A 23432-nucleotide genomic window follows, 5' to 3' on the forward strand; every position below is an offset into this window, starting at 1 on the left:
GCGGGGGCGGCCTCCCTCCACTTGTTTACCACGGCCCGCGCGGGGGGGCCCCCCCCGGGGGGGGGGGGGGGGGCCCCCCCCCCACGCCGGCGGCCGGCCGTCAGTCCGTGGCCGACAGGAGCTTCTCCAGGGCGCGCTCCGCGGCGGACACGTCGTCCGGCGGCGTCTTGCGGGTCAACCGGAGCGGGAGCTCGCGCACGGGCGCGTCGAGATGGCGCCCGATCCCCCTGGCCAGGTCCTCGGCGTCCCTGGCCAGGCCGTGCTTGATCAGCACCGCGGCCGCCTCGTCCCGCAGCAGGGGGTCGTCGACCAGGTCGCGCACGGTCTCGACCGGTCGGGCCTCGGGGGCCGGCTCCGGGAGCGTCCAGCTGTGGTGGCCGTGGCCGACCTCGATCGGCTCGGCCGCGCCGGGCAGATGGACGGTCGCGGTGGTGCCGACCGGGACGACGGCCTCGACGGTGAGCTCGCCCGCCTGCCGCCGCCAGGCCACGCTCGCCTCGCCGTACGGGGTCAGGTGGCGGGCCGCGGCGTGGCCGAACGCCGGGTACGGCAGCGGCCGGACGGTGATCCGCCGATAGCCGGGCGCCGCCGGGGCGAGGCCGGCCAGCGTGCGGTGCATCCAGTCGGCGACCGCGCCGAGCGCGTAGTGGTTGAACGAGGTCATCTGCCCCGGGTTGATGGTGCCGTCCGGCAGCATCGAGTCCCAGCGCTCCCAGACCGTGGTGGCGCCCATGGTGACCGGGTAGAGCCAGGACGGGCAGCCGCGCTCCAGGAGCAGCCGGTAGGCCAGGTCGGGGCGGCCCGCCGAGGTCAGCGCGTCGGTGATGAGCGGGGTGCCGACGAAGCCGGTCGCCACCCGGAACCCGCCGGCGCGCACCAGGTCGGCGAGGCGCAGGCCGGCGGCCGCGCGCTGCTCCGGGGTGGGCAGCAGCGCCCACTCGATGGCCAGCGCGTAGACGGTCGGGGCGTCCGAGAGCACCCGGCCGGCGCCCGTGACGTAGTGCCGGGCGAACGCCTCCCTGGTGCGCGCCGCGAGGTCGGCGTAGGGCGCGCCGTCGGCGCCGATGACGGCGGCGGCCTCGGCGACGATCTCGGCCGACCTGGCGAGGTGCGCGGTGGCGACGACATCGTGGTCGGCGCGGGCCGCGAAGGGGTTGTCCGGCGGCGCGGCCGGGTCGAGCCAGTCGCCGAACTGGAAGCCCCCGGCCCACACGCCGTCCGTGGTGAGCGAGGCGATCCGGTCGACCCAGGCCCGCATGGAGGGGAACTGCCGGCGCAGCAGCTCGGCGTCGCCGTAGCGCCGGTAGAGCACCCAGGGCACCACGCAGGCGGCGTCGCCCCAGGCGGCGGCCCTGGGCTCCGCGTCGCGCAGCACGTCGGGGATGACGAACGGCACCGAGCCGTCCGGGTGTTGGTCGGCGGCGAGGTCGGCGAGCCAGGAGGTGAGGAAGCCCGCGGTGTCGAACAGGAAGCTGGCGGTGGGCGAGAACACCTGGATGTCGCCGGTCCAGCCGAGCCGTTCGTCGCGCTGCGGGCAGTCGGTCGGCACGTCGAGGAAGTTGCCGCGCATCCCCCAGACCACGTTCTCGTGCAGCTGGTTGACGTCCGGCTCCGAGCACTCGAACCAGCCGGTGCGGCGCAGGTCGGTGCCGACCACCACGGCCTCGGCGTCGAAGGCGTCGGCGGCGAGCCCGGTGACCTCGGCGTAGCGGAAGCCGTGGAAGGTGAGTTCGGGTTCGAGCACCAGTTCCTCGGCCGCGGGCAGCAGGTAGCGGTCGGTGGCCTCGGCGGTGCGCAGCGGGCGGGTGCCGAGTTCGCCGTGCTCCAGGACCTCCGCGTGCCGGACGGTGACCTCGGCGCCGTCGCCGGTGCCGCGCGCGGTCAGCCGCACCCAGCCGACCACGTTCTGCCCGAAGTCCACCAACGTCTTTCCCGCGGGCGAGGTCCACACCTTCACGGCCGGCAGGGTGTCGGTGATCCGCACCGGTGGCCCGTCCGGGGCCACGAGCCGGCCGAGGTCGGCGTCGACCACCTCGACGGCGTCCACGGGTCCCGGCTCGCGCGGCCGCAGGTCGGTGTGCTGGCCGTCGTAGAGGTCGTCGGCGAGCACCCCGCTGGGGCGCGCCGTCCAGGCGTCGTCGGTGCCGACGGCCTCGACCGAGCCGTCGGCGTGGACGAGCTCCAGCTGGGCGAGGAGCGCGAGCCGGTCGCCGTAGAGGCCGCGGCGCCCGCCCCAGCCGAGGCGGCCGCGGTACCAGCCGTTGCCGAGCAGCACCTCGATGGTGTTCTCGCCCTCCCGGAGCAGCGCGGTGACGTCGTGGGTCTGGAAGCGCAGCCGGTCGGCGTAGGCGGTCCATCCCGGGGCCAGGATCTCGTCGCCGACGCGGACGCCGTTGAGGTGCGCGGTGTAGACGCCGTGCGCGGTGAGGTGGAGGCGGGCGGAGACGACGTCGGGCCGCACGGTGAGGGTGCGGGCGAGGACGGGCGCGGGGTCGCCGATCCGGCCGATGGTGGCGGGGCTGACGAAGCGGGCCGTCCAGTCCTCGGGGGCCAGCGGGCCGACCTCGGCGGTGGCCGGCTCGCTCCACTCCGACCACCGCTCGCCGGCGGCGACGCGCACCCGGACGGTGGCCCTGGCCCGGGCGGCCAGCGGCTCGAAAGGCCAGGCCACCAGCACTTGTTCGGCCGTGTCGAGGCGGCGGACCTCCGTGCCGTCGAGTTCGATCTCGCAGGCCGTCTGGGCCCACCGGGGGTCGTCCGTGGTCACCTGCCACGAGAGGCGTGGCGTAGCGGTGCCGATACCGAGCGCGGTGTCCCGGTGCTCGAATCGAACAGGGCTGACAGTGACGAGGGGCATGCGGTTCTCCCACTTCCGGTTCTGGTCATACGGTCGTCGTCCTCGCGGCGGTCGCGGGTCTAGCCCTTGAGCGCCCCCTTCGTCATGCCGGCCACGATCTGCCGGTTGAAGAAGAGGAACATCACCAGCGGCGGGATGGTGATGAGCAGGATGTCCATGAACAGCAGGTTGTACTGGGTCTCGAACTGGCTCTGGAAGTTGAACAGGGTCAGCTGGACGGTGGCGTTCTGTTCGCCGGGCAGGAAGTAGAGCGGGTTGACGAAGTCGTTGAAGACGCCCACCGACTGGACGACGATCACGGTGATGGTGACCGGGCGCAGCAGCGGGAAGAGCACCCGGAAGAAGAGCCGCAGCGGCCCGGCGCCGTCGATCACGGCCGACTCGTCGAGCTCGCGTGGCACGGTGGCGAGGAAGGCGCGGAAGAGCAGCACGCAGAAGGACAGGTGGAAGGCGACCTCGACCAGGATCAGGCCGAGGAGCGTCTTGAAGAGGCCGATGCCCTGCAGCACCCAGATGGTGGGGACCACGGCGGGCGGGATGATCAGGCCGGAGAGCACCAGCAGGTTGACGGGTCCGGTCAGCCGGCCGCGGCGGCGCTGGAGCACGAAGGCCACCATGGAGGCGAGGACCACCATCAGGGTCACGCTGGCCACGGTGAGCACCGCGCTGTTGATGAACGCGATGACCAGCAGGTAGTCGCGGGCCTCGATCACCGCGCGCAGGTTCTCGACCAGTTGCCAGTCGGTGGGCAGCGAGAACTCCAGCAGGGCGGCCTCCTGTTGGCCCTTGACCGCCGTCAGCACGATGAAGGCGAAGGGCAGCACGAACACCACCGTGAAGGCGAGGATCGCGAAACCGCTGAGCCAGAGGTTGGGGCGTCGGGTTCTCACAGTTCGGTCTCCCTGCGGTTCAGGAACCAGAACAGCGGCACGGCGAGCGCCGAGACCAGCAGGAAGAGCACCACGTTGCCGGCCGTCGACAGGCCGTAGAACCCGGCCTGGTACTGCTTGTAGATGACCGAGGCGATGACGTCCGAGGTGAACCCGGGCCCGCCGCCGGTCATCGCCCAGATCAGGTCGAACGAGCGCAGGCCACCGATCAGGGAGAGGATGATCACCGTCACGGTCGCCGGCCTGGCCAGCGGCAGCGTGACATGCCGGAAGCGCTCCAGCGCGCTGGCGCCGTCGACCTCGGCCGCCTCGTAGTACTCGGGTGGGATGGAGACCACGCCCGCGATGTAGATCATGGTGGCGAGCCCGACGCCCTTCCACACGTCGACCAGGGCGACGGAGAGCAGGGCCCAGGACGGGTCGGTCAGCCAGGCGGGCCCGTCGACGCCGACCGCGGCCAGCGCCTGGTTGATGGCGCCCTCCGAGGGGTGCATCAGGGCCGTGAAGGTGATGCCGACGCCGATGGTCGACACCAGCACCGGGAAGAACATCACGGAGCGCAGCAGGCCGCGCCCGATGATCTGCGAGGTCAGCAGCACCGCGAGCAGCAGGCCGAGCACGACCTTGAGGCCCGAGGTGACCACGGCGTAGATCAGGGTGTTGGTGAGGCCCTTGACCAGCGCCGGCTCGCGGAAGAACTGGACGAAGTTGTCGAGGCCGATGAACTCGTAGTCGAACAGGGTCCAGCGGGTGAGGCTGAAGAAGAAGGCGGCGGCGGTCGGCAGCAGGAAGAGCGCCGTGTAGACGACCGCGGCCGGCAGGTAGAACCAGTGCGGATAGCTGCTCTTCGCCCGGCGGCTGGGGCGCGCCGGCGCGGGTTTCGGCGGCCGGGTGGCGGGCCGGGTCCCGAGGGTGGTGGTCACGCCGGTCACCAGCCTTCGAGCCCGAGCTGCTGGGCCTGCTTCTCCACGTCGTCGTCGTACAGTCGGGCGCCGGAGGCGGCCGTGCGGATACCCGAGCCGACCTCGACCGTGATCTGTTCCAGCGCGGGTCCCTTGATCGGCGAGAGGAACTCGAGCGCGGGGCTCACCCGGCCCTCGTCGAAGTACACCTGGACGTCGGTGACGGAGGTCGGCACGTCGGCGGGCAGCTCGCAGCCGGCCACCAGGTAGGGCCCGGAGGGCGTCTGGCCGCGGGTCTGGGCGTCACACCCCTCGGGGCTGGCGATGAAGGCCAGGAAGCGCAGGGCCGCCTCCCGCTGCTCGCCCTCGGTGGTGTTGGGGATGTACACCCCGCTCGGCGCCCACATGGTCAGCCCGTTGCCGGCCTCGTCGTCCCCGGGGAGCGCGAAGAAGCCGACGTCCTCCGCGGCCTCCGGGACCGCCTCCACCATCGGGGAGATGGCGTTGGTCAGCATGGGGTAGTGGGCGCCGGTCCCCTCGGCGACCATCCGCAGCCCGTCCTCGTAGGTGGCCGCGGCGAAGTCCTCGTTGAGGTAGCCGGCCTCGGCGACCTCCTGGAGGTGTTCGAAGCCCCGGATGGCGGCCGGCGAGGTGGCGTACTTGGCCTCGTTGGCGGTGTACGACTCGGCGAAGTCGGGCTCGGCCGCGGCCACGTTGTGGAAGTCGCCGAGCACGAACAGCTGGGAGGTCCAGGTGTCGCCGTAGGTCTGGATCACCGGCGCGGTCCCGGCCTCGGCGATCGCCGCGTTGTTGGCCATGAACTGCTCCCAGGTGCGCGGCACGTCCAGGCCGAGTTCGGCGTAGACCGTCCGGTTGTAGAGCACACCGCCGCCCATCGCGGAGCCGATCGGCGGCCCGTACACCTCCTCCCCCGCGGTGACCGTGGGCAGGAAGGAGTCGTCGAGGCCCTCGACCCACTCCTCCCCCGTCACCGGCACCAGGTTCCGGTCCGGATGGATCGCCTGGAAGAGCGATCCCGTGTTGTAGAGGAAGACGTCCGTCATCTCGCCGGTCGCCAGGCGGGTCTTGATCAGGTTGTCGCCGTCGCCGCCTCCCGGCCTGGTCTCCACCTCGACGGTGATGTCCGGGTTGGCGGCGCTGAAGCCTTCCACCAGGGCCTCGGCGAGGGCGACGTCCTCGGGGCCGTTGGGGATGAGGTAGGTGAGGGTGATGCCCTCGCCGTCGCCGCTCGAGCCCAGGTCGCCGGGGCTGCACGCGGACAGGCCCAGCGAGACGACGGTCAGCGCGGCGAGCGCGGTGACGACGCGGGAAGGTCGCGACGGGGGGCCGGGAAAGGGGACGTTCATGCTCATCGAACCTCTCTGGAACGTGGACTTCGTTGGCCGAGATCCGAGCCGGGCGATGGTGGTGGCGATCAGCCGCTGACCGCGGTGATCGGTGACGGGTGCCGGGGACGACGTGGCGGGAGTCGTTGCGGGGCGTTCGGTGCCTTTGAGGGACTCGACGCGTCGGTGTGGGGAGGAGGTCGCCGTGGGCGCCGAGGCACCACGGGACCCGACGGGAGCAGGTGACCCGCCGTCGATTGAAACGACTCAATGCGGGTCGAACGCCTCACAGGCTCGCTTCCGGGCGCTCAGCCGTCAAGCGACCAGGAGATAACGAAGCGGTAAACCCAGTCACCGAACGGTGGCGCGCGACGTGCGACGAAGCTGCTCCGGCGGGCGAAGCCACGGGCCGCGGCGGGCGAAGCCACGGGCCGCGGCGGGCGAAGCCACGGGCCCGGCAGGCGCGCCACGGACTTACGGGGCCGTCAGCCCGCGTGCGGCGCGGCGGCCTCCTCGTCCCCGTGGGAGACGAAGTCGTCGACCATGCGACGGAAGAGGGTGGCGAGCCGGTGGAGGTCCTCGGGCGACCAGTCGGCGAGCGCCGCCTGCATCCCCTGGCAGCTGACCGTCCGGACCCGCCGCACCGCGGCCCGCCCGGCCTCGGTCAGCTGGACGCGCTGCGCCCGCCGGTCGTCGGGGTCGGGCACCCGCGTGACGAGGCCGGACCGCTCCAGGTGCTGCACCTGGCGGGTGACGTGCGACGCCTCGACGGAGAGCCGGACCGCCAGCTCCCCCGGGCGCATCGACTCACGCTCGGCCAGCTGCCGCAGCAGCGCCGCGCCCGCGCGGTCGAGCGAGAGCCCGGCCAGCGCCATCAGCCGCTCGTGCTGCCTGGCCCGGTTGGACAGGTAGGCGATGCGGGTGAGCGTGCTCTCGATCTCCACCACGTCGGGCGACACGGCGGGGTCGGCGGGCGATGACGTCGACATGTGGCCACTTTACCAGATGATTGCCTAAGTCAAGCAAACCAGGCACGGAATCGCGCCCTCCAGGACCGGGGCGGTCGGAGAGCGGTACCGCCCCGCCGCGCCGGACCCTGTGGGGACGGGGTGCGGCGCGGCTCCCGGACCCGGAGGCGTCCGGCTCCGAGAGCCATCAGCCTTCCGGCGGCGTCACCTCGCCTGACCGCGGGGGTTTTCCACCGTCGAGGCGCCCAGCGCCCGGCGGGCCTCGGCGAGGCGCGCGGCGTTCTCCGCCTGGTCGGCGACCCCGGTGGTGTCGCCGCGCAGGAGCCGCTCGGCGTAGTAGACCGCGTTGACGGCGTGGCGGAACGCCAGCAGCGCAGGCAGGCCCCGGTCGATCTCCTCCGCCGACAGCGGGCCGTGGGCGCGGTAGGCGGCCAGCAGCGGGGCTGCGTCCGGCGGTGTGTCGAGGTCCATGACGACCGTGGCCAGGTCGTACAGCCGGGTTCCACGCCCGGCGGCGCCCCAGTCGATCAGTCCGCGGCGTCCGGTGCGCGGGTGGATCCTGACGTGTTCGAGGGCCGGGTCGCCGTGCAGCGGGCCCCAGTTCAGCGTCTCGGGGTGAAGGCCGCGCAGCCGGGCCGCGACGTCCTCGAGCGCCGGGCGCAGCCAGGGCTGCGCGGCCAGCACCTCGGGGTCCGGCGGCTCGGCCAGCGGATCAAGGGTGGCGCGGGCCTCGTCGGGGTCGACCGGTTCGTCGCCGAGGATCCGGTGCGCGCGGCCGAGGGTGGCCCCGACCAGCGTGAGGTCGTGCTCGTCGGCGGGGTCGGGGATCCTGCCCTCGACCCAGCGCAGCAGCGCGAGCCGGTGGCCGGCGACGGCGACGGTCGGCACCCCGTCGACCGTGGGAACGGCGGCGCCGGACGGCAGGCCGGCGCGCTCCACGCGGTCCGCGAAGCGGAGCCCGAGGTGGAAGCGGTCCTCGGCTGGACCGCGGGGCACGGCCTTGGCGACCAGGCGGACGGCGCCGTGCCGCACGTGCCAGGTGGCGGAGTTCATCCCGCCCATCAGGGGCGTGACGGTGGGGTTCGGCAGGCGCCAGTGGGTGGTGAGGGCGGCGGCGATCTCCGCCGGTGCGGGGTGGGTGGGCATGACGGTGAGGTGGCTCCGGGGTCGACGGTGACCGCCGCCCGGTCGCCGGGCGGCGGTGTGGCCTCGGGCGCGGCGCGTTCGGAAGCGCACCGCCGGGACGTCACCTCACGTCGCGGAGCCTACCGGCTCGGCCGCGCGCTTCACAGGGTCTGCGGCAAGGTGCGGGCGCCCGCGGTGACGACGGGCCAGCCGGTGGCGACGGGTTGCCTGCCGGGATGCCGCAAGCATGGTCGGGGCCGTGGTCAGGCTCCATGTTCGTTTGAGTGCGCGGCCCATGGACCCCTTGGCTTCCGCTGTGCCAGGGCCGGAATCGCCGAGATCCGCTCAGGGGTGAGGGACCGCCAGATGATCCCGGGCGGGCGCGGATGCGGTACGCGGTCAGCCGCGTCATCGCACGCGATAAACCCGGCGACATCGGCGATCATCCCCGGGATACTGGTCGCCCATGGATGAGGTCGAAGTCGTCGTCGCCCATTCCGAGCGCGCGACTCTGCGCGTCGGTGCCGTGTTCCTGAAGGTGGACGCCGATCAAGCGCGCATCGACGTCGAGGTCGAGGCGATGTCCCTCGCGCCGGTCCCGACCCCGGAGGTCCTGTGGCGCAAGCCGCACGTGCTCGCGACCGCCGCACTCCCGGGGACGACGCTTGGGCGCCTCGGCGGGCCGTCGACCGGGTCGCCGGCGGCGTGGGCCGCGGCGGGCGCCGCCATCCGGAAGCTGCACGACGCGCCCCTGCCACCCCGGCCGGGCCGGGCCGGCCGGAGCATCGTCGCGCTGTCGGCGGAACTGGACGACGAGTGCGAGTCGCTCGTGACGAACGGTGTCCTGCCCGCCGACCTGGTCACCCGCAACCGCCAGGTCGCCGAGGCCGCGCTCCGGCCGTGGACTCCGACGTTCACCCACGGCGACCTGCAGATCGCGCACGTCTTCGTCGACGGCGACGAGGTCACCGGCATCATCGACTGGTCCGAGGCGGGCCAGGGTGACGCCCTGTACGACCTGGCCACCTTCACGCTCGGACACGAGGAGCACCTCGACGACGTCATCGCCGGCTATGGCACCGACATCGACCTCGACGTGGTCCACGCGTGGTGGTCCTTACGCAGCCTGCTGATCGTTCGCCCGCTGATCGAGCAGGGCTTCGACCCGTTCGCGCCGGGCTGTGAGGTGGACGTGCTGAGATCGCGGATGTGAGGCTACGCGGGCCCGACTGCCACGTGTGCGTTCTGACGCGTCGAGCAGGCCATCCCCTCGGGGGCGATCGCCCACCCTTACTCACAACAAGGCGCGCTGCGCAGTCGTCGCCAGCAGATGACAGCACAGACAAGGGTGACGAACGCGTGATGAATGTCGTCACGGATCCCCCAGCGGATGCGCAGGCGGCGGAACCAGTGCGGCAGCGCGATCGCTCCTTCCACGACCCAGCGGTGCACGCCCCGGCCGGAGCCGTGCCCGGATCGGCGTAGACCAACGCTCCGGTCGCGGCAGGTGGGCTCCGCGCGGTCACCCGCTCCTTGGTCACCGCACTACTCTGCCGACGTGACCGAACACCAGGAGCCCCGCGCCGTCGTCGCTCTGACGGACGTTGCGGTCCACCGCCGCACCACCGGGCAGGAGATCGTCCTCGACGGGATCGACTGGACCGTTCGGCCCGGCGAGCACTGGGCGTTGCTGGGGGCCAACGGAGCCGGCAAGACCACCTTGCTGCGCCTCGTCGGGGCGGTCGTGTACCCCACGGTCGGCACGGTCGAGGTCCTCGGTGATCGACTCGGCCGCGTCGACATGCGCGAGCTGCGAGCACGTGTCGGCCTGGTGTCCGCCGCCCAGAAGGTCCCGCCGGACGCCACCGCCCACACCGTCGTCCTCACGGGAGCGACCGGCACGGTGCAGCCGCTGTGGCGGATGTACGACTCCGCGACCCGCGAGCGCGCCCACACCCTGCTCGCCGAGCTGGGATGCAAGGAGCTCGCCGACCGCCGCTTCGGGGACTGCTCGGGTGGCCAGCGCGCCCGGGTCCTCATCTGCCGTGCCCTGATGGCCGATCCGTCGCTGCTGCTGCTCGACGAGCCGTTCAACGCCCTCGACCTCCCCTCCCGTGAGGACCTCGTGGACGCCCTGCACCGGCTGGCGGCCGACCGGACCGACCTCGCCACCGTCACGGTCACCCACCACCTGGAGGAACTCCCGCCCAGCACCACCCACGCCTTCCTGCTCAAGGAAGGCCGCGAGCTGGCATCCGGCCCGGTCGACGGCGTGCTCACCCCGGACAACATGACCGCCTGCTTCGGACGACCCATCCACGTCGCCCACCACGACGGCCGGTGGTACGCGCGCTCGGGCCGCTAGCGCCGTGCCCCGCGCAGGGGCGACATGCTGGATCGAACGCCGACCGCGAGGCGACGTCCGCCCCGACGGTGGCCGTGCGAGTCGCCGTGGCGGTTCGTGCTGGCGTTACCCGGGGTCCTGCCGTGGCGCCGCTCGCTCCGTGGCCCGTGCTCGGTACCTCCCCGGGGTGGTGCCGAACTCCCGTTGGAAGGCGTGGGAGAGCGCGTAGGGGCTGCCGTAGCCGACGCGGTCGGCGATGGTGGCCAGGGTGTCCGGCGTGTTCCGGAGCATGGTGGCGGCGAGGATCAGGCGCCACCAGGTGAGGTAGGCCATGGGCGGGCGGCCGACCAGGGTGGTGAACCGGCGGGCCAGGGTGGGGCGGGAGACGCCCGCCTCCGCCGCCAGGCGGGTGGTGCTCCAGGGGGCGCCCGGGTTCGTGTGCAGGGCTCGCAGGGCGGCGGCCGTGACCGGGTCGCCGAGGGCGCCGGGCCAGGCTCCGCTGGTGGTCTCGGTCATCCAGGAGCGGATCATGTAGACGAGGAGGAGGTCGAGCAGGTTCGGGAGGGCGACGCAGGAGCCGGGCCGCCGCTCGTCCAGTTCGCCGGCGAGCAGCTCGATCGCGGCGCGGAGTTCGAGGTGGCCGCCCACTCGGTTGGGCAGGTGGACGACCTCGGGCAGCTCCGTCATGAGCGGGTGCATGCGGCTGCAGTCGAGCCAGTACCTGCCGCAGAGCAGCTCCGTCTCGCCGCTGGCACTCGGCTCCGCGATCCAGCGCTCGAACGGCACCGCCCGCGCCGCGTCGGCCGGGGAGTCGGCGAGTACGTGGCCGGTGCCGTGCGGCAGCAGCACCGCGTCCCCCACGCCGAGCGGCACCGGCGTACCGCCGTCGGGGAGCAGCCAGCAGTTGCCCTTCAGGACGACGTGGAAGCCCGCGCCGTCGTACGGGTCGAGGCGCGCGCCCCAACTCCCGCTCGTCCGCACCCGGTGGGACCAGGGGTGCCCCAGATGCGCGACGGAGATCGCGTCGCTCACCACATCCATCGGGTCAGGGTATCTCCTGTCTGTCAGGTGAGACGGATGCGTATCTTGTTGAGCCGGATACGCATTGAGACGCTCACTCGGCCTTCCTAGGGTCGAGCGGGTGACGAACGAGAGTGTGCAGCGCATGGTGTTGGGGGATGTCGAGGTCATCCGGGTGGTCGAGTGGCACCGGCCGTTCGCGCCGGCCTCCGGGATGTTCCCGGGAGCCACCGCCGGCGTCTGGAAGGACAACGAGGACTGGCTGGCGCCCGATCACTGGGAGCCGGACGGCGACGTGGCGGTGCTGGCCCTGCAGACGTGGGTGCTGCGCAGCGGTGGGCGGACCGTCCTGGTCGACACCGGGGCGGGAAACGGGCGCGAGCGTCCCGGCATGCCGCCGTTCCACCGGTGTGAGGGCGACTTCCTCGGCCTGCTGGCGAGGGCCGGCGTGCTTCCGGAGGAGGTCGACGTGGTCGTCAACACCCACCTCCACGTCGACCACGTCGGCTGGAACACCATGGCGGCGGACGGGGAGTGGGTGCCGACGTTCCCGAACGCCCGGTACCTGATTCCGGCCGCCGACGACTTCCACTACGGCCCGGGGAACTCCTACGGCGACAACCCACGGGGGGTCGAGCGCCTGATCTACGAGGACAGCGTGGCGCCCGTCCACCGGGCCGGACAGGCCGTGCTGTGGGACGGGCTCCACCGCGTCGACGAGAACCTCGTCCTGGAGTCCGCGCCCGGCCACACGCCCGGCTCGTCCGTGCTGCGACTCGCGTCCGGGAGCGACCGGGCGGTCTTCGTCGGGGATCTCCTGCACAGCCCGGTGCAGATCATCGAGCCCTGCTGCAACAGCAGCGCCTGCCTGGCCCCTGAGCAGGCCGTGGCCAGTCGCCGTCGGATCCTCGGTCGGGCCGCCGACGAGCGGGAGTTGCTCGTCCCCGCGCACTTCGGTGGCGCGGGTGCCGTGGAGGTCCGGCGGGCGGGCGACGGGTTCTCCCTCGGACCCTGGGCGCAGACGTGGGTCACCGGCTTTCGTCCAGGCGCAGCAGCACCTTCCCGAAGCCGGCCGCCGGGTCGGCGGCGACGGTGAGGGCCGTGGCCGCGTCCGCCATGGCGAAGCGGTGGCTGACGACCGGGGAGACGTCGAGTCCGTCCCGCATGGCGCACAGCGCGTCGTCGATCTCCTCGACGAAGCGGTAGGAGCCGATCCAGGTGATCTCCCTGGTGACCAGCTCGCCGAGGGCGGCCGGCGCCGGGGTGCCCGGCAGGTTGCCGACCTGGACGAGGGTGCCGCCGCGCGCGGTGGCGCGCAGGACGGCGCCGAGCGCGGCGGGCGCGCCCGATGCCTCGAAGACCACCTCGACGTCCTCGGGGAGGGGTTCGCGCGAGACGTCGCGGGTCTCGTCGGCGCCCATGGCGCGGGCGACGGCGAGCCGGGGGGCGGCGAGGTCGGCGGCGACGACGGTGCCGGCGCCGTGGTGGCGGGCGGCGGCGACGACCAGGGCGCCGATCGGTCCGGCGCCGTTGACGAGGACGGTCCTGCCGCGCAGGTCGCCGGCCCGCCGCACGGCGTGGGTGGCCACGGCCAACGGCTCGGCGAGCGCGCCGTGTTCGGTGCTGACGCCGTCGGGCAGCGGCCGGGTCTGGTGGGCGCGGACCACCCGGTACTCGCTGAACCCGCCGTCGGTGTGCGGTTCGAAGGCGGCCGAGCCGAAGTACCGGACCCTGGCGTGCAGGTTGGTGCGGCCGGCGATCCGGTCGGGCAGCGGCTGGTCGCCGACGGGCTCGGCCGGGTGCACGGTGACCGGCCGGCCGGGGGCGAGCCCGGTGACGCCGGGGCCGAGGGCGGCGATCCGGCCGGCGACCTCGTGGCCGAGCACCATGGGGTGGCTGAGCCGGGCGGTGCCGGAGGCGCCGTGCCGGAAGTACGACACGTCGGAGCCGCAGATCCCGCCCCACTCCATGGCGATCAGCACCTCGCCCGGTCCCGGTACCGGGTCAGGTCGTTCGTCGATCCGCAGGTCTCCGGGACCGTGCACGACCACGGCTCTCATACGGCGTCCTCCAGTCGGACGAGGTCACGACCGCGGGTCTCGGGCGCCAGGAGGGCGGAGACCAGGGTGATGAGCGAGTAGACGACGAGCATTCCGGCGATCGGCCACCAGCTGTCGGTGACGGCGGTGAGCGTGGCGGCGAGCACCGGCCCGATGGCGGTGGCGAGCACGCCGCCGATCTCCTTGGCGACGGCGAGCTGGGTGAACCGGGTGCGGGAGCCGAAGAGTTCGGCCATGGTGACGCTTTCGAGGGAGAACAGGCCGAGCACGCCGAGGTTGAGGGCGACGATCATGCCGAGCATCACCGCGGCGGCGCCGCCGTGGGCGATGAGCAGCAGCAGGGGGAAGGCCAGCGCGGTGGTGAGCAGGGTCAGCGCGATGTACAGGGGGCGGCGGCCGAAGCGGTCGCCGAGCACGCCGATCACCGGCACGGTGAGGAAGCCGAGCAGCGAGCCGTAGAGGATGGCGTCGGTGGGCACGGAGCGTTCGAAGTCGAGGTTGGTGGCGATGTAGCCGACCAGGAAGGTCTGGACGAGTCCCGAGTTGCCGGCCTGGCCGAAGCGCAGGCCGAGGGCGAGGAAGAACGCCTTGCCCTTGCGCTGCCGCAGGCCGGCCTCCAGGGTGCCGGTCTCCTCGCGGCTGGCCGTGTCCTCCAGTTCGCCGCGGGTCATGGCGACGCCGTCCACGACGTCGGGGCGTTCCTCGAAGACCGGGCTCTCCTTGAGGCTGCGGCGCAGCCAGACGGCGAAGACCAGCAGCAGGAAGCTGAGCAGGAACGGCAGGCGCCAGCCCCAGGAGAGCAGTTGGTCCTCGCTGAGGACGGCCAGCAGGATGGCCCAGAGCCCGGACGCGGCCAGGGTGCCGGAGTTGGTGCCGAGCGAGACGAGCGAGGCGATGAGGCCGCGGCGGCGCGTCGGCGCGTACTCGGCGAGCATCACGGTGGCGCCGGCGATCTCGGCGCCGGCGCCGAAGCCCTGGACCAGGCGGAGCGCGACCAGCAGGACGGGCGCCAGGATGCCGATGGAGGCGTAGGTGGGGAGGGCGCCGATGAGCGTGGTGGAGACGCCCATCATGACGATGGTGATGACGAGGACCTTCTTGCGGCCTATCCGGTCGCCCATGCGGCCGAAGTAGACGGCGCCGGCGAGGCGGGCCACGTAGCCGACGCCGTAGGTGGCCATGGCGGCGATGAGGCCGATGGCGGGGCTGACGTCGGGGAAGAAGATCTTGTTGAAGACGATGGCCGCCGCCAGCGAGTAGAGCTGGAAGTCCATGAACTCCATGGCGGTGCCGAGCCAGCCGGAGACGGCGGCTCTGGTGAGGTCCTTGGTGGTCCGCCGCACGGGCCCGGTGGGCTCCGTGGTGGTGGTGCTGGTGGTCATCGGGGAACTCCGTTGTTCTGTGGCGCTTGTGGGGAGGGGGACGGGGGCGGTCCTGGCGTCAGAGCTCGACGCGTCCGGCGGCGATCGCGGGCAGCCGGGCCGCGACGGCCGTGGTGAGCGCGGTGTCCTCGGCGAGGTCGGGCGCGCCGATGGTCCGTAGCAGCGCGGCCACGGTGGCGGCGGCCGGCGCGGCGGGGCGCCAGCAGTCGGCGAGGGCGGCGGCGGCCGGGTCGGGGGCCGGCTGGGGCGGGCGGGTGGCGTGCGCCCAGCCGGCGAGTGCCAGTTCGAGGAGGGGGGTCGGGGTGCCGGTGGCGCGCAGTCGGCGCAGCACGGGCAGCCAGCGCTCCGGCAGCTTGAGTGAGCCGTCGGAGCCGATCTGGTCGAGCCGGTGGCCGACCGCCGGGTTGCGGAAGCGGGTCACCAGGTCGGCGGCGTACGCCGCGGGTTCGGGGCCTTCGGGGGGCAGGGTGGGGGCCACCTCGGCGCACAGGGCGAGGACCAGGGGTGCTCCCCAGTCGGTGGCCATGGCCTCGTCGATGGTGGTGTGTCCCGCGGCGAGGCCGAGGTAGGCGAGCGCGGAGTGCGAGCCGTTGAGCAGCCGCAGCTTGGTGAGCTGGTGGGGCGCGGGGTCGGGGACGAGGAGGGCGCCGCCGGCCTCCCACCGGGGGCGGGCGGCGGCGAAGGCGTCCTGGAGGACCCAGGCCAGGTAGGGCTCGCCGGCCACGGCCGCCTCGTCCCACACGCCGAGGGCGGCGGCCGCGGCGGCGCGGTCGGCGGCGGTGGTGGCGGGCACGATGCGGTCCACGACGGTGGCGGGGAAGGTGACGGCCTCGGCGAGCCGGTCCAGCACGGTCGCGCGGTCGGGCCAGCGGGAGGCGGCGACGAAGTCCCTGACGACGGCGGCGAGCACGGCGCCGTTGTCGGCCATGTTGTCGCAGGAGACGACGGTGATGGGGGCGGCTCCGGCGCGCATCCGGGCGGCGAGGCCGGCGGCGAGCCGGCCGACGACGGTGGTGAGCCGGCCGGTGTCCGGGGCGGCGAGGTCGGCGGCGACGGCCGGGTCCGTGGTGTCGAGCGCCGGGGTCCTGGCGGGGTCGGTGGCGCGGTGGTAGCCCTTCTCGGTGACGGTGAGGGTGACGACGGTGACCTCGGGGTCGGCGAGCAGCGCGTCGACGCGGGCCGCGTCGGGCCGCATGGCGAGCGCCTCGGTGAGCGCGCCGACGACCCGGGGGCCGGCCCCTTCGGGGTGCAGTTCGGTCAGCGAGTAGAGGTGGTCCTGGGCGCGCAGGGCGCGCACGGTGTCGAGGGAGCGTGGGGCCACGGCGGCGATGCCCCAGGGCTCCCCGGTGTCCGCTGCGGCCCGCTCGGTGTAGAGGGCCTGGTGGGCGCGGTGGAAGGCGCCGAGCCCGAGGTGGACGACGCGGGTGCGCAGGGCGGCCGGGTCGACGAGGGGGCGGCGTTCCGGCGGGAGCCGACGCAGGGCGGCGCGGCCGAGCAGGGGCGGTGCGGTGCCGGTCACCAGTCGTGCACCGAGCCGTCGAGGCGCCGCGCGACGGGCAGGTACCGGGCCTGGTAGGGGAAGCGCTCGGCTGCCTGCTCGTCGTACTCGACGCCGAGCCCGGGCTCCTCGGCCGGGTGCAGCATGCCGTCGGCGAAGGTGACGCCGCCGTGGAAGACCTCGGCGGTCTCGGGCGCGTGGCCCATGTACTCCTGGATGCCGAAGTTGGGCACGGCCAGGTCGAGGTGGACGTTGGCGGCGAGACTGACCGGGGAGAGGTCGGTGGCGCCGTGCGAGCCGGTGCGGACCTGGTAGAGCGCGGCGAGGTCGAAGATGCGGCGCAGGTGGGTGAGGCCGCCGGCGTGCACGACGGTGGTGCGCACGTAGTCGACGAGCTGTTCGGTGATGAGGTGCTGGACGTCCCAGATGGAGGTCAGCGCCTCGCCCACGGCGATGGGCGTGGTGGTGTGCTGGCGGATGAGCCGGAACGCCTCCTGGTTCTCGGCGGGGGTGGGGTCCTCCATCCAGAACAGCCGGCAGTCCTCGACGCGCTTGCCGAACTGGGCGGCCTCCAGTGGGGTCAGCCGGTGGTGGACGTCGTGCAGCAGGTGGAAGCCGAAGCCGAACCGGTCGCGGACCGCCTCCAGGTAGGTGGGGGCGAAGGTCAGGTAGGACTGGGTGTCCCAGGGCTGCTCCTCGGGCAGCGCGGTGGCGGCCGGCTCGTAGATGGCGCCCTTGCGGACGCCGTAGGTGCCGCCGACGTCGGGCACGGCCGCCTGGGCGCGCACCGCGCGGTAGCCGAGGTCGAGGTAGCGCTGGACGTCGTCGAGGAGGGCGGGCACGTCGGTGCCGCTGGCGTGCGAGTAGGCCAGGACGCCGTCCCGTGACCGGCCGCCGAGCAGCTGGTAGACGGGCAGGCCGGCGGTCTTGCCCTTGATGTCCCACAGGGCGGTGTCCACGGCGGAGATGGCGGTCATGGTGACCGGGCCGCGCCGCCAGTAGGCGCCCCGGTAGAGGTACTGCCAGATGTCCTCGACGCGGGCCGGGTCGCGGCCGACGAGCAGCGGGACGAGGTGGTCGCGCAGGTAGCTGGCGACGGCGAGTTCGCGCCCGTTGAGGGTGGCGTCGCCGAGTCCGGTGACCCCGTCCGAGGTGGTGATGCGCAGGGTCACGAAGGTGCGCCCCGGGGAGGCGACGAAGACCTCGGCGCGTTCGATCGTACTCACGGCGGCCCTTCTCCTTGCCGGTCGGACAGTGCATGTATACAAGCACCTGTCGCGAAGTGTGGCAATGGTTGTCCTGCCGATACGATGGGGCCCATGGCTCAGACGAACGGGCGGCGGACCTCGCGACGCACCATCTACACCAGGCTGCGCCAGATGGTCCTGACCCTGGAGCTGCCACCGGGCGCCGCCCTCTCGGAGAACGAGCTGGCGGCCGCGCTCGGGGTGAGCAGGACCCCGGTCCGCGAGAGCCTGATCCTGCTCGCGCAGGAGGGCCTGGTGCAGGTCTTCCCGAAGATCGGCTCCTTCGTCTCCCGCGTCGACCCGACGCAGGTCGCCGACGCGCAGTTCCTGCGGGAGGCGGTCGAGCTGGCCTCGCTCGACGACCTGCCGGAGCCGCTGGACCCGGCGCTGGTCGAGGAGCTGCGCGAGAACGTGGCGCGGCAGCGTCAACCGGGCCTTGGAATCGAGGAGTTCTTCGAGCTGGACGAGGCCTTCCACCAGGGGCTGCTGCGGCTGAGCGGGCACGGCAGCGCCTGGACCACGGTCGCGGCCGCCAAGGGCCATCTGGACCGGGCCAGGCGGCTGGGGCTGCAGGCGACGGCGCCGGCCGTCTTCACCGAGCAGCACGGCGAGATCCTGCGAGCGGTCCTGGCCGGCGACACGGGCCTGGCCCGCACCGCGATGCGCACCCACCTGCGCGCGGTGTTCAGCGACATCGAGAGCATCCGGGCGCACTCCCCCGAGCTGTTCGCCACCGACCCCACCTCGGTGCCGGTGCGCCGCAACGTCGTCGTCTGGGATTAGCCGCCGCGTGACACGCCACGGCCCGGCGCCCCGCCGGGATCGGGCGGGGGCCGGGCCGGGCGGCGGGGGTCACTCCCCGGTGGGTGCCAGGTTCATGTAGATCTGCGACTGGTCGGGACGGCTCCAGACCGCCGGGAAGGCGTAGAGGTCCTCCTGGCTCGGCCAGCCGTCGAACTTCGCCGCGTGGAACTCCGTGGTCGTGCCGCCGGTGAGGATCGGGATGTACGGCATGTCCTGCTCGATACGCTGCTGGATCGCGTCGTAGTAGGGCATCCGCGCCGCCATGTCCTCCGGGTTCAGCTGGGTCAGCGCCTCCACGGCCTCGTCGACCTCGGCGTTGGAGTAGCGCGAGTAGTTGGTGTCGGCGCGCTCCCCCACCTCGGCGGTGTTCTCCGTGCCGTAGAAGTAGCTGTAGATGTAGAACGGGTCGGGCGCGGGCCCCGGGTAGAGCGAGTCGATCACCAGCTCGAAGTCGCCGCGGGACCGGGCGTCGGACATCTCGTTCCAGGAGACCTGGGCGACCGTCAGCTCGATGCCGGCCGGCAGCAGCTGCTCCCGCAGCGTCTCGAGCGCGGTGATGTAGTCGGTCCAGCCGGTGACCACGGTCACGGTCAGGGCGAGCGGCTCGCCGTCCCTGGCGTAGACCCCGTCACCCTCGCGCGTGTAGCCGGCGTCGGTGAGGACCTCGTCGACCCGCGCCAGATCGGGCTCCATCGGCACGGTCTCGTTCTCCAACGTGTCGGAGACGTAGGCCGCGTCGCGCTCGGGCAGCGCGAAGCCGGGCGACATGGCGCTCGCCGTGTTCTGGAAGGCCAACTGGTTGAGCTGGGTGCGGTCGATCGCGTAGTAGAGCGCCTGGCGGACGGCGGGGTCGGTCTGCGGCCCGGTGCAGCCGAGGTCGGCGTTGGCACAGGTGTCGAGGACCATCTGGTTCATCGGCACGGTGATGGCCGAGTAGCCAGGGTAGTCCTCCTCGACGTTGGCGATGTCGGGGACCGGGCCGCTGTAGACGTCGATCTGGCCGGCCGCGAGCGCGTCCGTGGTGGCCTGGTTGCCGGCCAGCGCGCGGTACTGGACGTGGGCCAGCTCCGGTTCGCCGCCCCAGTAGTCGGGGTTGGCGTCCAGCGTGAACGCCTGCCCCTTGAAGTCGCCGAGCGTGTAGGGCCCGGTGCCGACCGGCTCGGAGATGGTGTCCGTGTTGGGATCCTCGATGCCGCTCCAGATGTGCTCGGGCACGATCCAGGTCTTGCCGAGGAGCTGCGGTCCCTCCATGTAGGAGGGGCCGTCGAAGGTGACGACGACGTGGGTCGGGTCGACGACCTCGGTGGTGCCGTGGAAGCCCACCGTGTTGGGCACGACGTCGGAGGCGATCATGTCGAAGGTGAACTTGACGTCGTCGGCGTCGAACGCCTCGCCGTCCGACCAGGTGGCGCCCTCGCGCAGGGTGATGGACAGCTCGGTGCCGTCCTCGTTCCAGGCGTACTCGGTGCCCAACACGGGCACCGGCTCGGCCCCGCTGGCGACGTTGAAGTAGAAGAGCGACTCGAAGATGGTGCCGGGGCCCTCGATCAGGGTCGGCGAGTACGGGTTGAAGTTCCGGATGTAGTCGCCGGTCTGCCCGGCCACCACCAGGGTGTCGGCGGGCGTCGCGCCACCTCCCCCGCCGCCGTTCCCGCCGCCACCGCAGCCTGCCGCGAGCAGCGCCAGCGCCGTGACGCCGACGGCCAGGGCCGGCGTCCGGCGCCGATGGACGCGTCGTGACTCGATCGATCGGTTGTCTCTCATCGCCTGCCTCATCCTCGGGGCATGGGCGTACTCGCCCGGGGAAGGCGAGTGTTAGGCCGGTGAATTAACAAAGTCAATCCCTCGGAAGCTAACAACTCTTGCGCGGGCGATCACTGTTGACGATCGTGGTCCGGTGAGCAGCTACCAGAACCCGGTCATCGGCGGGTTCCATCCCGACCCGAGCCTGTGCCGCGTGGGCGAGGACTACTACCTCGCCTGTTCGAGTTTCGAGTACTTCCCCGGGGTCCCCCTCTTCCACAGCCGCGACCTGGTGCACTGGCGCCGACTCGGCAACGTCCTGGACCGCCCGTCGCAGCTGCGGCTGCCACCCGAGACCGCCGCGTCCGGCGGGATCTACGCGCCCACGCTCCGCCACCACGACGGGCGGTTCTGGATGATCACCACGCTGGTGGCCGGCGGGGGCACCTTCCTGGTCACCGCCGAGCGGCCCGAGGGCCCGTGGTCGGAGCCGGTCTGGGTCGACGTGCCCGGCATCGACCCCGACATCGCCTGGGACGAGGAAGGCTCCTGCTGGTGCGCCTACTCGGACGGCGGGATCAGGCTGGCGCGGATCGACCCGGACACCGGCGCGGTGCTCGACGGGCCCTTCGAACTCTGGTCGGGCACCGGGCTGCAGTACCCGGAGGCGCCACACCTGTACCGGATCGGCGACTGGTGGTACCTGCTGATCGCCGAGGGCGGCACCGAGCGCGGGCACGCCGTCTCCATCGCCCGGGCCCGCTCGCCCCGCGGCCCGTTCGAGCCGGCCCCCGCCAACCCGATCCTGTCGCACTCCGCCACCGACCGGCCGATCCAGTCCACCGGCCACGCCGACCTGGTCACGACGCCAGACGGCGCCTGGTGGATGGCGCTGCTGGCCACCCGACCACGGGGCCACACCCCCAACTTCCACGTGCTGGGCCGGGAGACCTTCCTGACGCCGGTGCGCTGGGTGGACGGCTGGCCGGTCGTCGGCCCGGTCGAGGAGCGGCACCCGGCCCCCTCCCCCCTGCACCCGCTGGAGCCCGAGCCCGTCAGGGACGACTTCGACACGCCCGGGCTCGCGCCGGTCTGGGTCTCGCCGCGTGAACGCCGCGACGGCTCCTGGTCGACGACCGACCGCCCCGGCTGGCTCCGGCTCACCGCCACCGGGGAGACGCTCGACCGCCCCGGGTACACCTTCGTCGGCCGGCGCCAGCAGCACCCGGAGTGCCGGATCAGCGCCCACCTCGACCCCGGCGCGGCCAGGGCCGGTCTCTCCGTGCGGCTCGACGAGGCCCACCACTACGACCTGGAGGTCGCCGACGGCGAGGCGCGGGTCGTCGCCCGCATCGGCCCGCTCGGCCAGTGCGTGGCCCGCCACCCGGTGCCACCCGGGCCGCTCACCCTCGTCGTGGACGTCCGCACCCACGACGTGCTGCCGCCCACCGTCACCGCCGCCGAGCAGCTGACCGGCGAGCCGCTCGGGGTGCGGGCGACGGGCCCAGACACCCTCGCCTTCTCGGTGCTGCCAGGCGAGGCCGCGGAGCCGGTGCGGCTCGCCGAGCTCGACGGGCGCTATCTCTCCACCGAGGTCGCCACCGGCTTCACCGGGCGGGTGGTCGGCATGTACGCCACCCGGGGCAGCGCGGACTTCGACTGGTTCGACTACCTGCCGGCGCCGGGCCGCGCGGAGTGAACCACCGCCCCGGCCGGGGCCCTCGGGTGCCGGCCGGGGCGGTGCGGTGTGGTGTGGTGCGGTCAGAACCGGGCGCCGACGCTCGCGCCGTTGGACGGGCGCAGGAAGGTGGACGACGGGATCGCGCCGTTCGACTGCCGCGGCCCGGTGATGGTGGCCGGGTCGGTGCTGACGAAGGACCAACTGCCGCCGAGGTTCCAGGAGTTGCCGCTGCCGCCGGAGGTGGAGCCGAGCGACACGTTGGTGCCGTTGGACACCGCGAGGTTGGCGGTCAGGGTGCTGCTCGACCGGCTGAAGTTGAAGCCGGTGCCGCCGTTGCGCCAGGCCGTGGAGCGCTCGATCACCAGCCGGCCCGGGTTGCCGTTGTCGATGAAGCCACCGACCGCGTTGTCCCAGGCGATGCTGTTGCGGGTGACGTGCGCCGCCGGCAGGTCCTCGTCGCCGCCGCCGAGCTTGAAGCCGTTGCCGTCCCCCGTGTAGTCGGGCAGGTTCCAGCGGTTGAAGCCGTTGCCCCAGGCGAGGCTGGACTCGATGGTGATCGGGGAGAGGAACTCCCAGGCGTCGAAACCGTCGTCCGAGTTGTTCCACAGCCGGGCGCCGCGCACCACGTTGCCGCTGCCCGAGCCCTCCTTGATGGCCAGGCCGTCCGCGCTCTCGCCGTTGTTGCGCGGGTCGCGGTTGCCGTAGCTGTCCAGGTTGATGATCTGGTTGTTGCTGGACGCGCCCTGGAGGTGCAGTCCGCTCTCGTAGTTGTTCCGGGTGACGAGGCGCTCGAAGAGGTTGTTGTTGGTGTCGAGACCGAATATGCCGTAGGGGCCGTTGATGATCTCCAGGCCGATCAGCCGCCAGTAGTCGCCCTCGATGTGGACGGCGCCGCGCTCGGGGCGCGGGATGCTGCCGTCGACGGGGGCGGGGGTGTGGGGCATGTTCTCGCCGTCGATGACGGCCCGTTCGCCGTTGTAGTTGGTGATGGTGAAGGGCTGGCTCGCGGTGCCGTTCTTGTTCAGCTGGATGTTGGTGCTCGGCGCGTAGGTGCCGCCCCTGAGGTAGATGGTGTCGCCGGCCACGGCCAGGTCGACCGCGCGCTGCACCGTCCGCAGGGGCGCGGCGAGCGTGCCGGCGTTGCTGTCGTTGCCGCTCGGCGACACGTAGAGGGCGGTGGCCTGGACACCGGGATCACCGCCGGCGGCGGCCGCGGCGGTGCCGGGCAGGGCCGCCGCGGCACCCGCAAGCAGGGCGACGGACGCGATCAGGGCTCTCAGTCTCATGCTTCATCTCCGTGGTCGACATGGGCCGTGCTGAAAGCGCTTTCCACGAGCGAGGCGGATGCTAACGGCGGGCCATGCACACGTCAACGCCCTTCGAGCCGACGGAAGTTGGAGAGCGGTTGCCGACGCCGGGGGTCACGGCGCCGGTTCGGCACGGGATACTGGCTGGTCGGGGAACGCGAATTCGAGGGGCAGTGATGGAGTCACCCGGGCCGGCCGAGGGCCACCGCCAACCGATGAGCAAGGCCGACTACGTCTACGAGGTACTACGCGACGAGA

The 23432-nt window shown here is 72.8% G+C and carries 18 protein-coding genes; 5 read left to right on the forward strand and 13 right to left on the reverse strand.

Features of this window, described 5'->3' with window-relative positions:
* Positions 1–100: 100 nt before the first annotated feature.
* The 6 genes from ACFWI8_RS33585 to ACFWI8_RS33610 all read right to left on the reverse strand — a co-directional run bounded on the left by ACFWI8_RS33585 (position 101) and on the right by ACFWI8_RS33610 (position 8109).
* Positions 101–2857 (reverse strand): family 78 glycoside hydrolase catalytic domain, encoded by a 2757-nt coding sequence (locus tag ACFWI8_RS33585; RefSeq protein ID WP_387099287.1) that lies wholly within the window; start codon positions 2855–2857, stop codon positions 101–103.
* A gap of 59 nt (positions 2858–2916) precedes the next feature.
* Positions 2917–3747: a carbohydrate ABC transporter permease gene (locus ACFWI8_RS33590; RefSeq protein WP_387099289.1), complete on the reverse strand. Its 831-nt coding sequence runs from the start codon at positions 3745–3747 to the stop codon at positions 2917–2919.
* Complete coding sequence (locus tag ACFWI8_RS33595) at positions 3744–4670, reverse strand: carbohydrate ABC transporter permease (protein ID WP_387099291.1); 927 nt, start codon at positions 4668–4670, stop codon at positions 3744–3746. Before ACFWI8_RS33595 ends, ACFWI8_RS33590 begins: the two co-directional genes overlap by 4 nt.
* Positions 4671–4675: 5 nt before the next feature.
* The gene (locus tag ACFWI8_RS33600; protein ID WP_387099293.1) at positions 4676–6016 is read right to left on the reverse strand and encodes an ABC transporter substrate-binding protein; all 1341 of its coding nucleotides are present in this window, start codon (positions 6014–6016) and stop codon (positions 4676–4678) included.
* A gap of 464 nt (positions 6017–6480) precedes the next feature.
* Positions 6481–6984, reverse strand: coding sequence for a MarR family winged helix-turn-helix transcriptional regulator (locus ACFWI8_RS33605; RefSeq protein ID WP_387099295.1), 504 nt, complete (start codon positions 6982–6984; stop codon positions 6481–6483).
* Positions 6985–7167: 183 nt separating this feature from the next.
* Positions 7168–8109: a phosphotransferase enzyme family protein gene (locus ACFWI8_RS33610; protein WP_387099297.1), complete on the reverse strand. Its 942-nt coding sequence runs from the start codon at positions 8107–8109 to the stop codon at positions 7168–7170.
* Between the two features lie 445 nt (positions 8110–8554).
* On the opposite strand from ACFWI8_RS33610, the gene ACFWI8_RS33615 reads away from it, so the two are divergent.
* Together ACFWI8_RS33615 and ACFWI8_RS33620 are read left to right on the forward strand one after the other, a co-directional pair.
* Positions 8555–9301 (forward strand): phosphotransferase family protein, encoded by a 747-nt coding sequence (locus ACFWI8_RS33615; protein WP_387099299.1) that lies wholly within the window; start codon positions 8555–8557, stop codon positions 9299–9301.
* Positions 9302–9646: 345 nt separating this feature from the next.
* Positions 9647–10453: an ABC transporter ATP-binding protein gene (locus ACFWI8_RS33620; RefSeq protein ID WP_387099301.1), complete on the forward strand. Its 807-nt coding sequence runs from the start codon at positions 9647–9649 to the stop codon at positions 10451–10453.
* A 105-nt stretch (positions 10454–10558) separates the two neighbouring features.
* Here ACFWI8_RS33620 and ACFWI8_RS33625 read toward each other — a convergent pair whose 3' ends face one another.
* Positions 10559–11473 carry a cupin domain-containing protein gene (locus ACFWI8_RS33625; RefSeq protein WP_387099303.1) on the reverse strand — a complete coding sequence of 305 codons (915 nt, stop codon included), beginning with the start codon at positions 11471–11473 and terminating at the stop codon, positions 10559–10561.
* Between the two features lie 124 nt (positions 11474–11597).
* Between ACFWI8_RS33625 and ACFWI8_RS33630 the strand changes: the two genes are divergently transcribed.
* Positions 11598–12548, forward strand: a complete 951-nt coding sequence (locus tag ACFWI8_RS33630; RefSeq protein WP_387099321.1) for an MBL fold metallo-hydrolase — start codon at positions 11598–11600, stop codon at positions 12546–12548.
* On the opposite strand, the gene ACFWI8_RS33635 is transcribed toward ACFWI8_RS33630, so the two are convergent.
* From ACFWI8_RS33635 to manD, 4 genes are read right to left on the reverse strand one after another with little or no spacing between them, the layout of a single operon-like run.
* Positions 12481–13512, reverse strand: a complete 1032-nt coding sequence (locus tag ACFWI8_RS33635) for an L-idonate 5-dehydrogenase (protein ID WP_387099305.1) — start codon at positions 13510–13512, stop codon at positions 12481–12483. The genes ACFWI8_RS33630 and ACFWI8_RS33635 overlap by 68 nt on opposite strands.
* Positions 13509–14894 (reverse strand): MFS transporter, encoded by a 1386-nt coding sequence (locus ACFWI8_RS33640; protein ID WP_387099307.1) that lies wholly within the window; start codon positions 14892–14894, stop codon positions 13509–13511. Before ACFWI8_RS33640 ends, ACFWI8_RS33635 begins: the two co-directional genes overlap by 4 nt.
* Before the next feature lie 58 nt (positions 14895–14952).
* Positions 14953–16413, reverse strand: a complete 1461-nt coding sequence (locus tag ACFWI8_RS33645) for a mannitol dehydrogenase family protein (protein ID WP_387099309.1) — start codon at positions 16411–16413, stop codon at positions 14953–14955.
* On the reverse strand, positions 16410–17618 hold the full coding sequence (gene manD / locus ACFWI8_RS33650; RefSeq protein WP_387099311.1) for a D-mannonate dehydratase ManD: 1209 nt from the start codon (positions 17616–17618) through the stop codon (positions 16410–16412). Before manD ends, ACFWI8_RS33645 begins: the two co-directional genes overlap by 4 nt.
* Before the next feature lie 93 nt (positions 17619–17711).
* Here manD and ACFWI8_RS33655 point away from each other — a divergent pair, with 93 nt between their 5' ends.
* A complete protein-coding gene (locus ACFWI8_RS33655) occupies positions 17712–18422 on the forward strand; it encodes a GntR family transcriptional regulator (RefSeq protein WP_387099313.1) in 711 nt (236 codons plus the stop codon).
* A 69-nt stretch (positions 18423–18491) separates the two neighbouring features.
* Here ACFWI8_RS33655 and ACFWI8_RS33660 read toward each other — a convergent pair whose 3' ends face one another.
* Positions 18492–20207 (reverse strand): ABC transporter substrate-binding protein, encoded by a 1716-nt coding sequence (locus ACFWI8_RS33660; protein ID WP_387099315.1) that lies wholly within the window; start codon positions 20205–20207, stop codon positions 18492–18494.
* Positions 20208–20340: 133 nt separating this feature from the next.
* Here ACFWI8_RS33660 and ACFWI8_RS33665 point away from each other — a divergent pair, with 133 nt between their 5' ends.
* Complete coding sequence (locus ACFWI8_RS33665; protein WP_387099317.1) at positions 20341–21885, forward strand: glycoside hydrolase family 43 protein; 1545 nt, start codon at positions 20341–20343, stop codon at positions 21883–21885.
* Between the two features lie 62 nt (positions 21886–21947).
* On the opposite strand, the gene ACFWI8_RS33670 is transcribed toward ACFWI8_RS33665, so the two are convergent.
* On the reverse strand, positions 21948–23153 hold the full coding sequence (locus ACFWI8_RS33670; RefSeq protein WP_387099319.1) for a right-handed parallel beta-helix repeat-containing protein: 1206 nt from the start codon (positions 23151–23153) through the stop codon (positions 21948–21950).
* Positions 23154–23432 lie beyond the last annotated feature (279 nt).

Source organism: Streptomyces sp. NPDC127098, from assembly GCF_042722465.1.
GTDB lineage: Bacteria > Actinomycetota > Actinomycetes > Streptomycetales > Streptomycetaceae > Streptomyces > Streptomyces millisiae.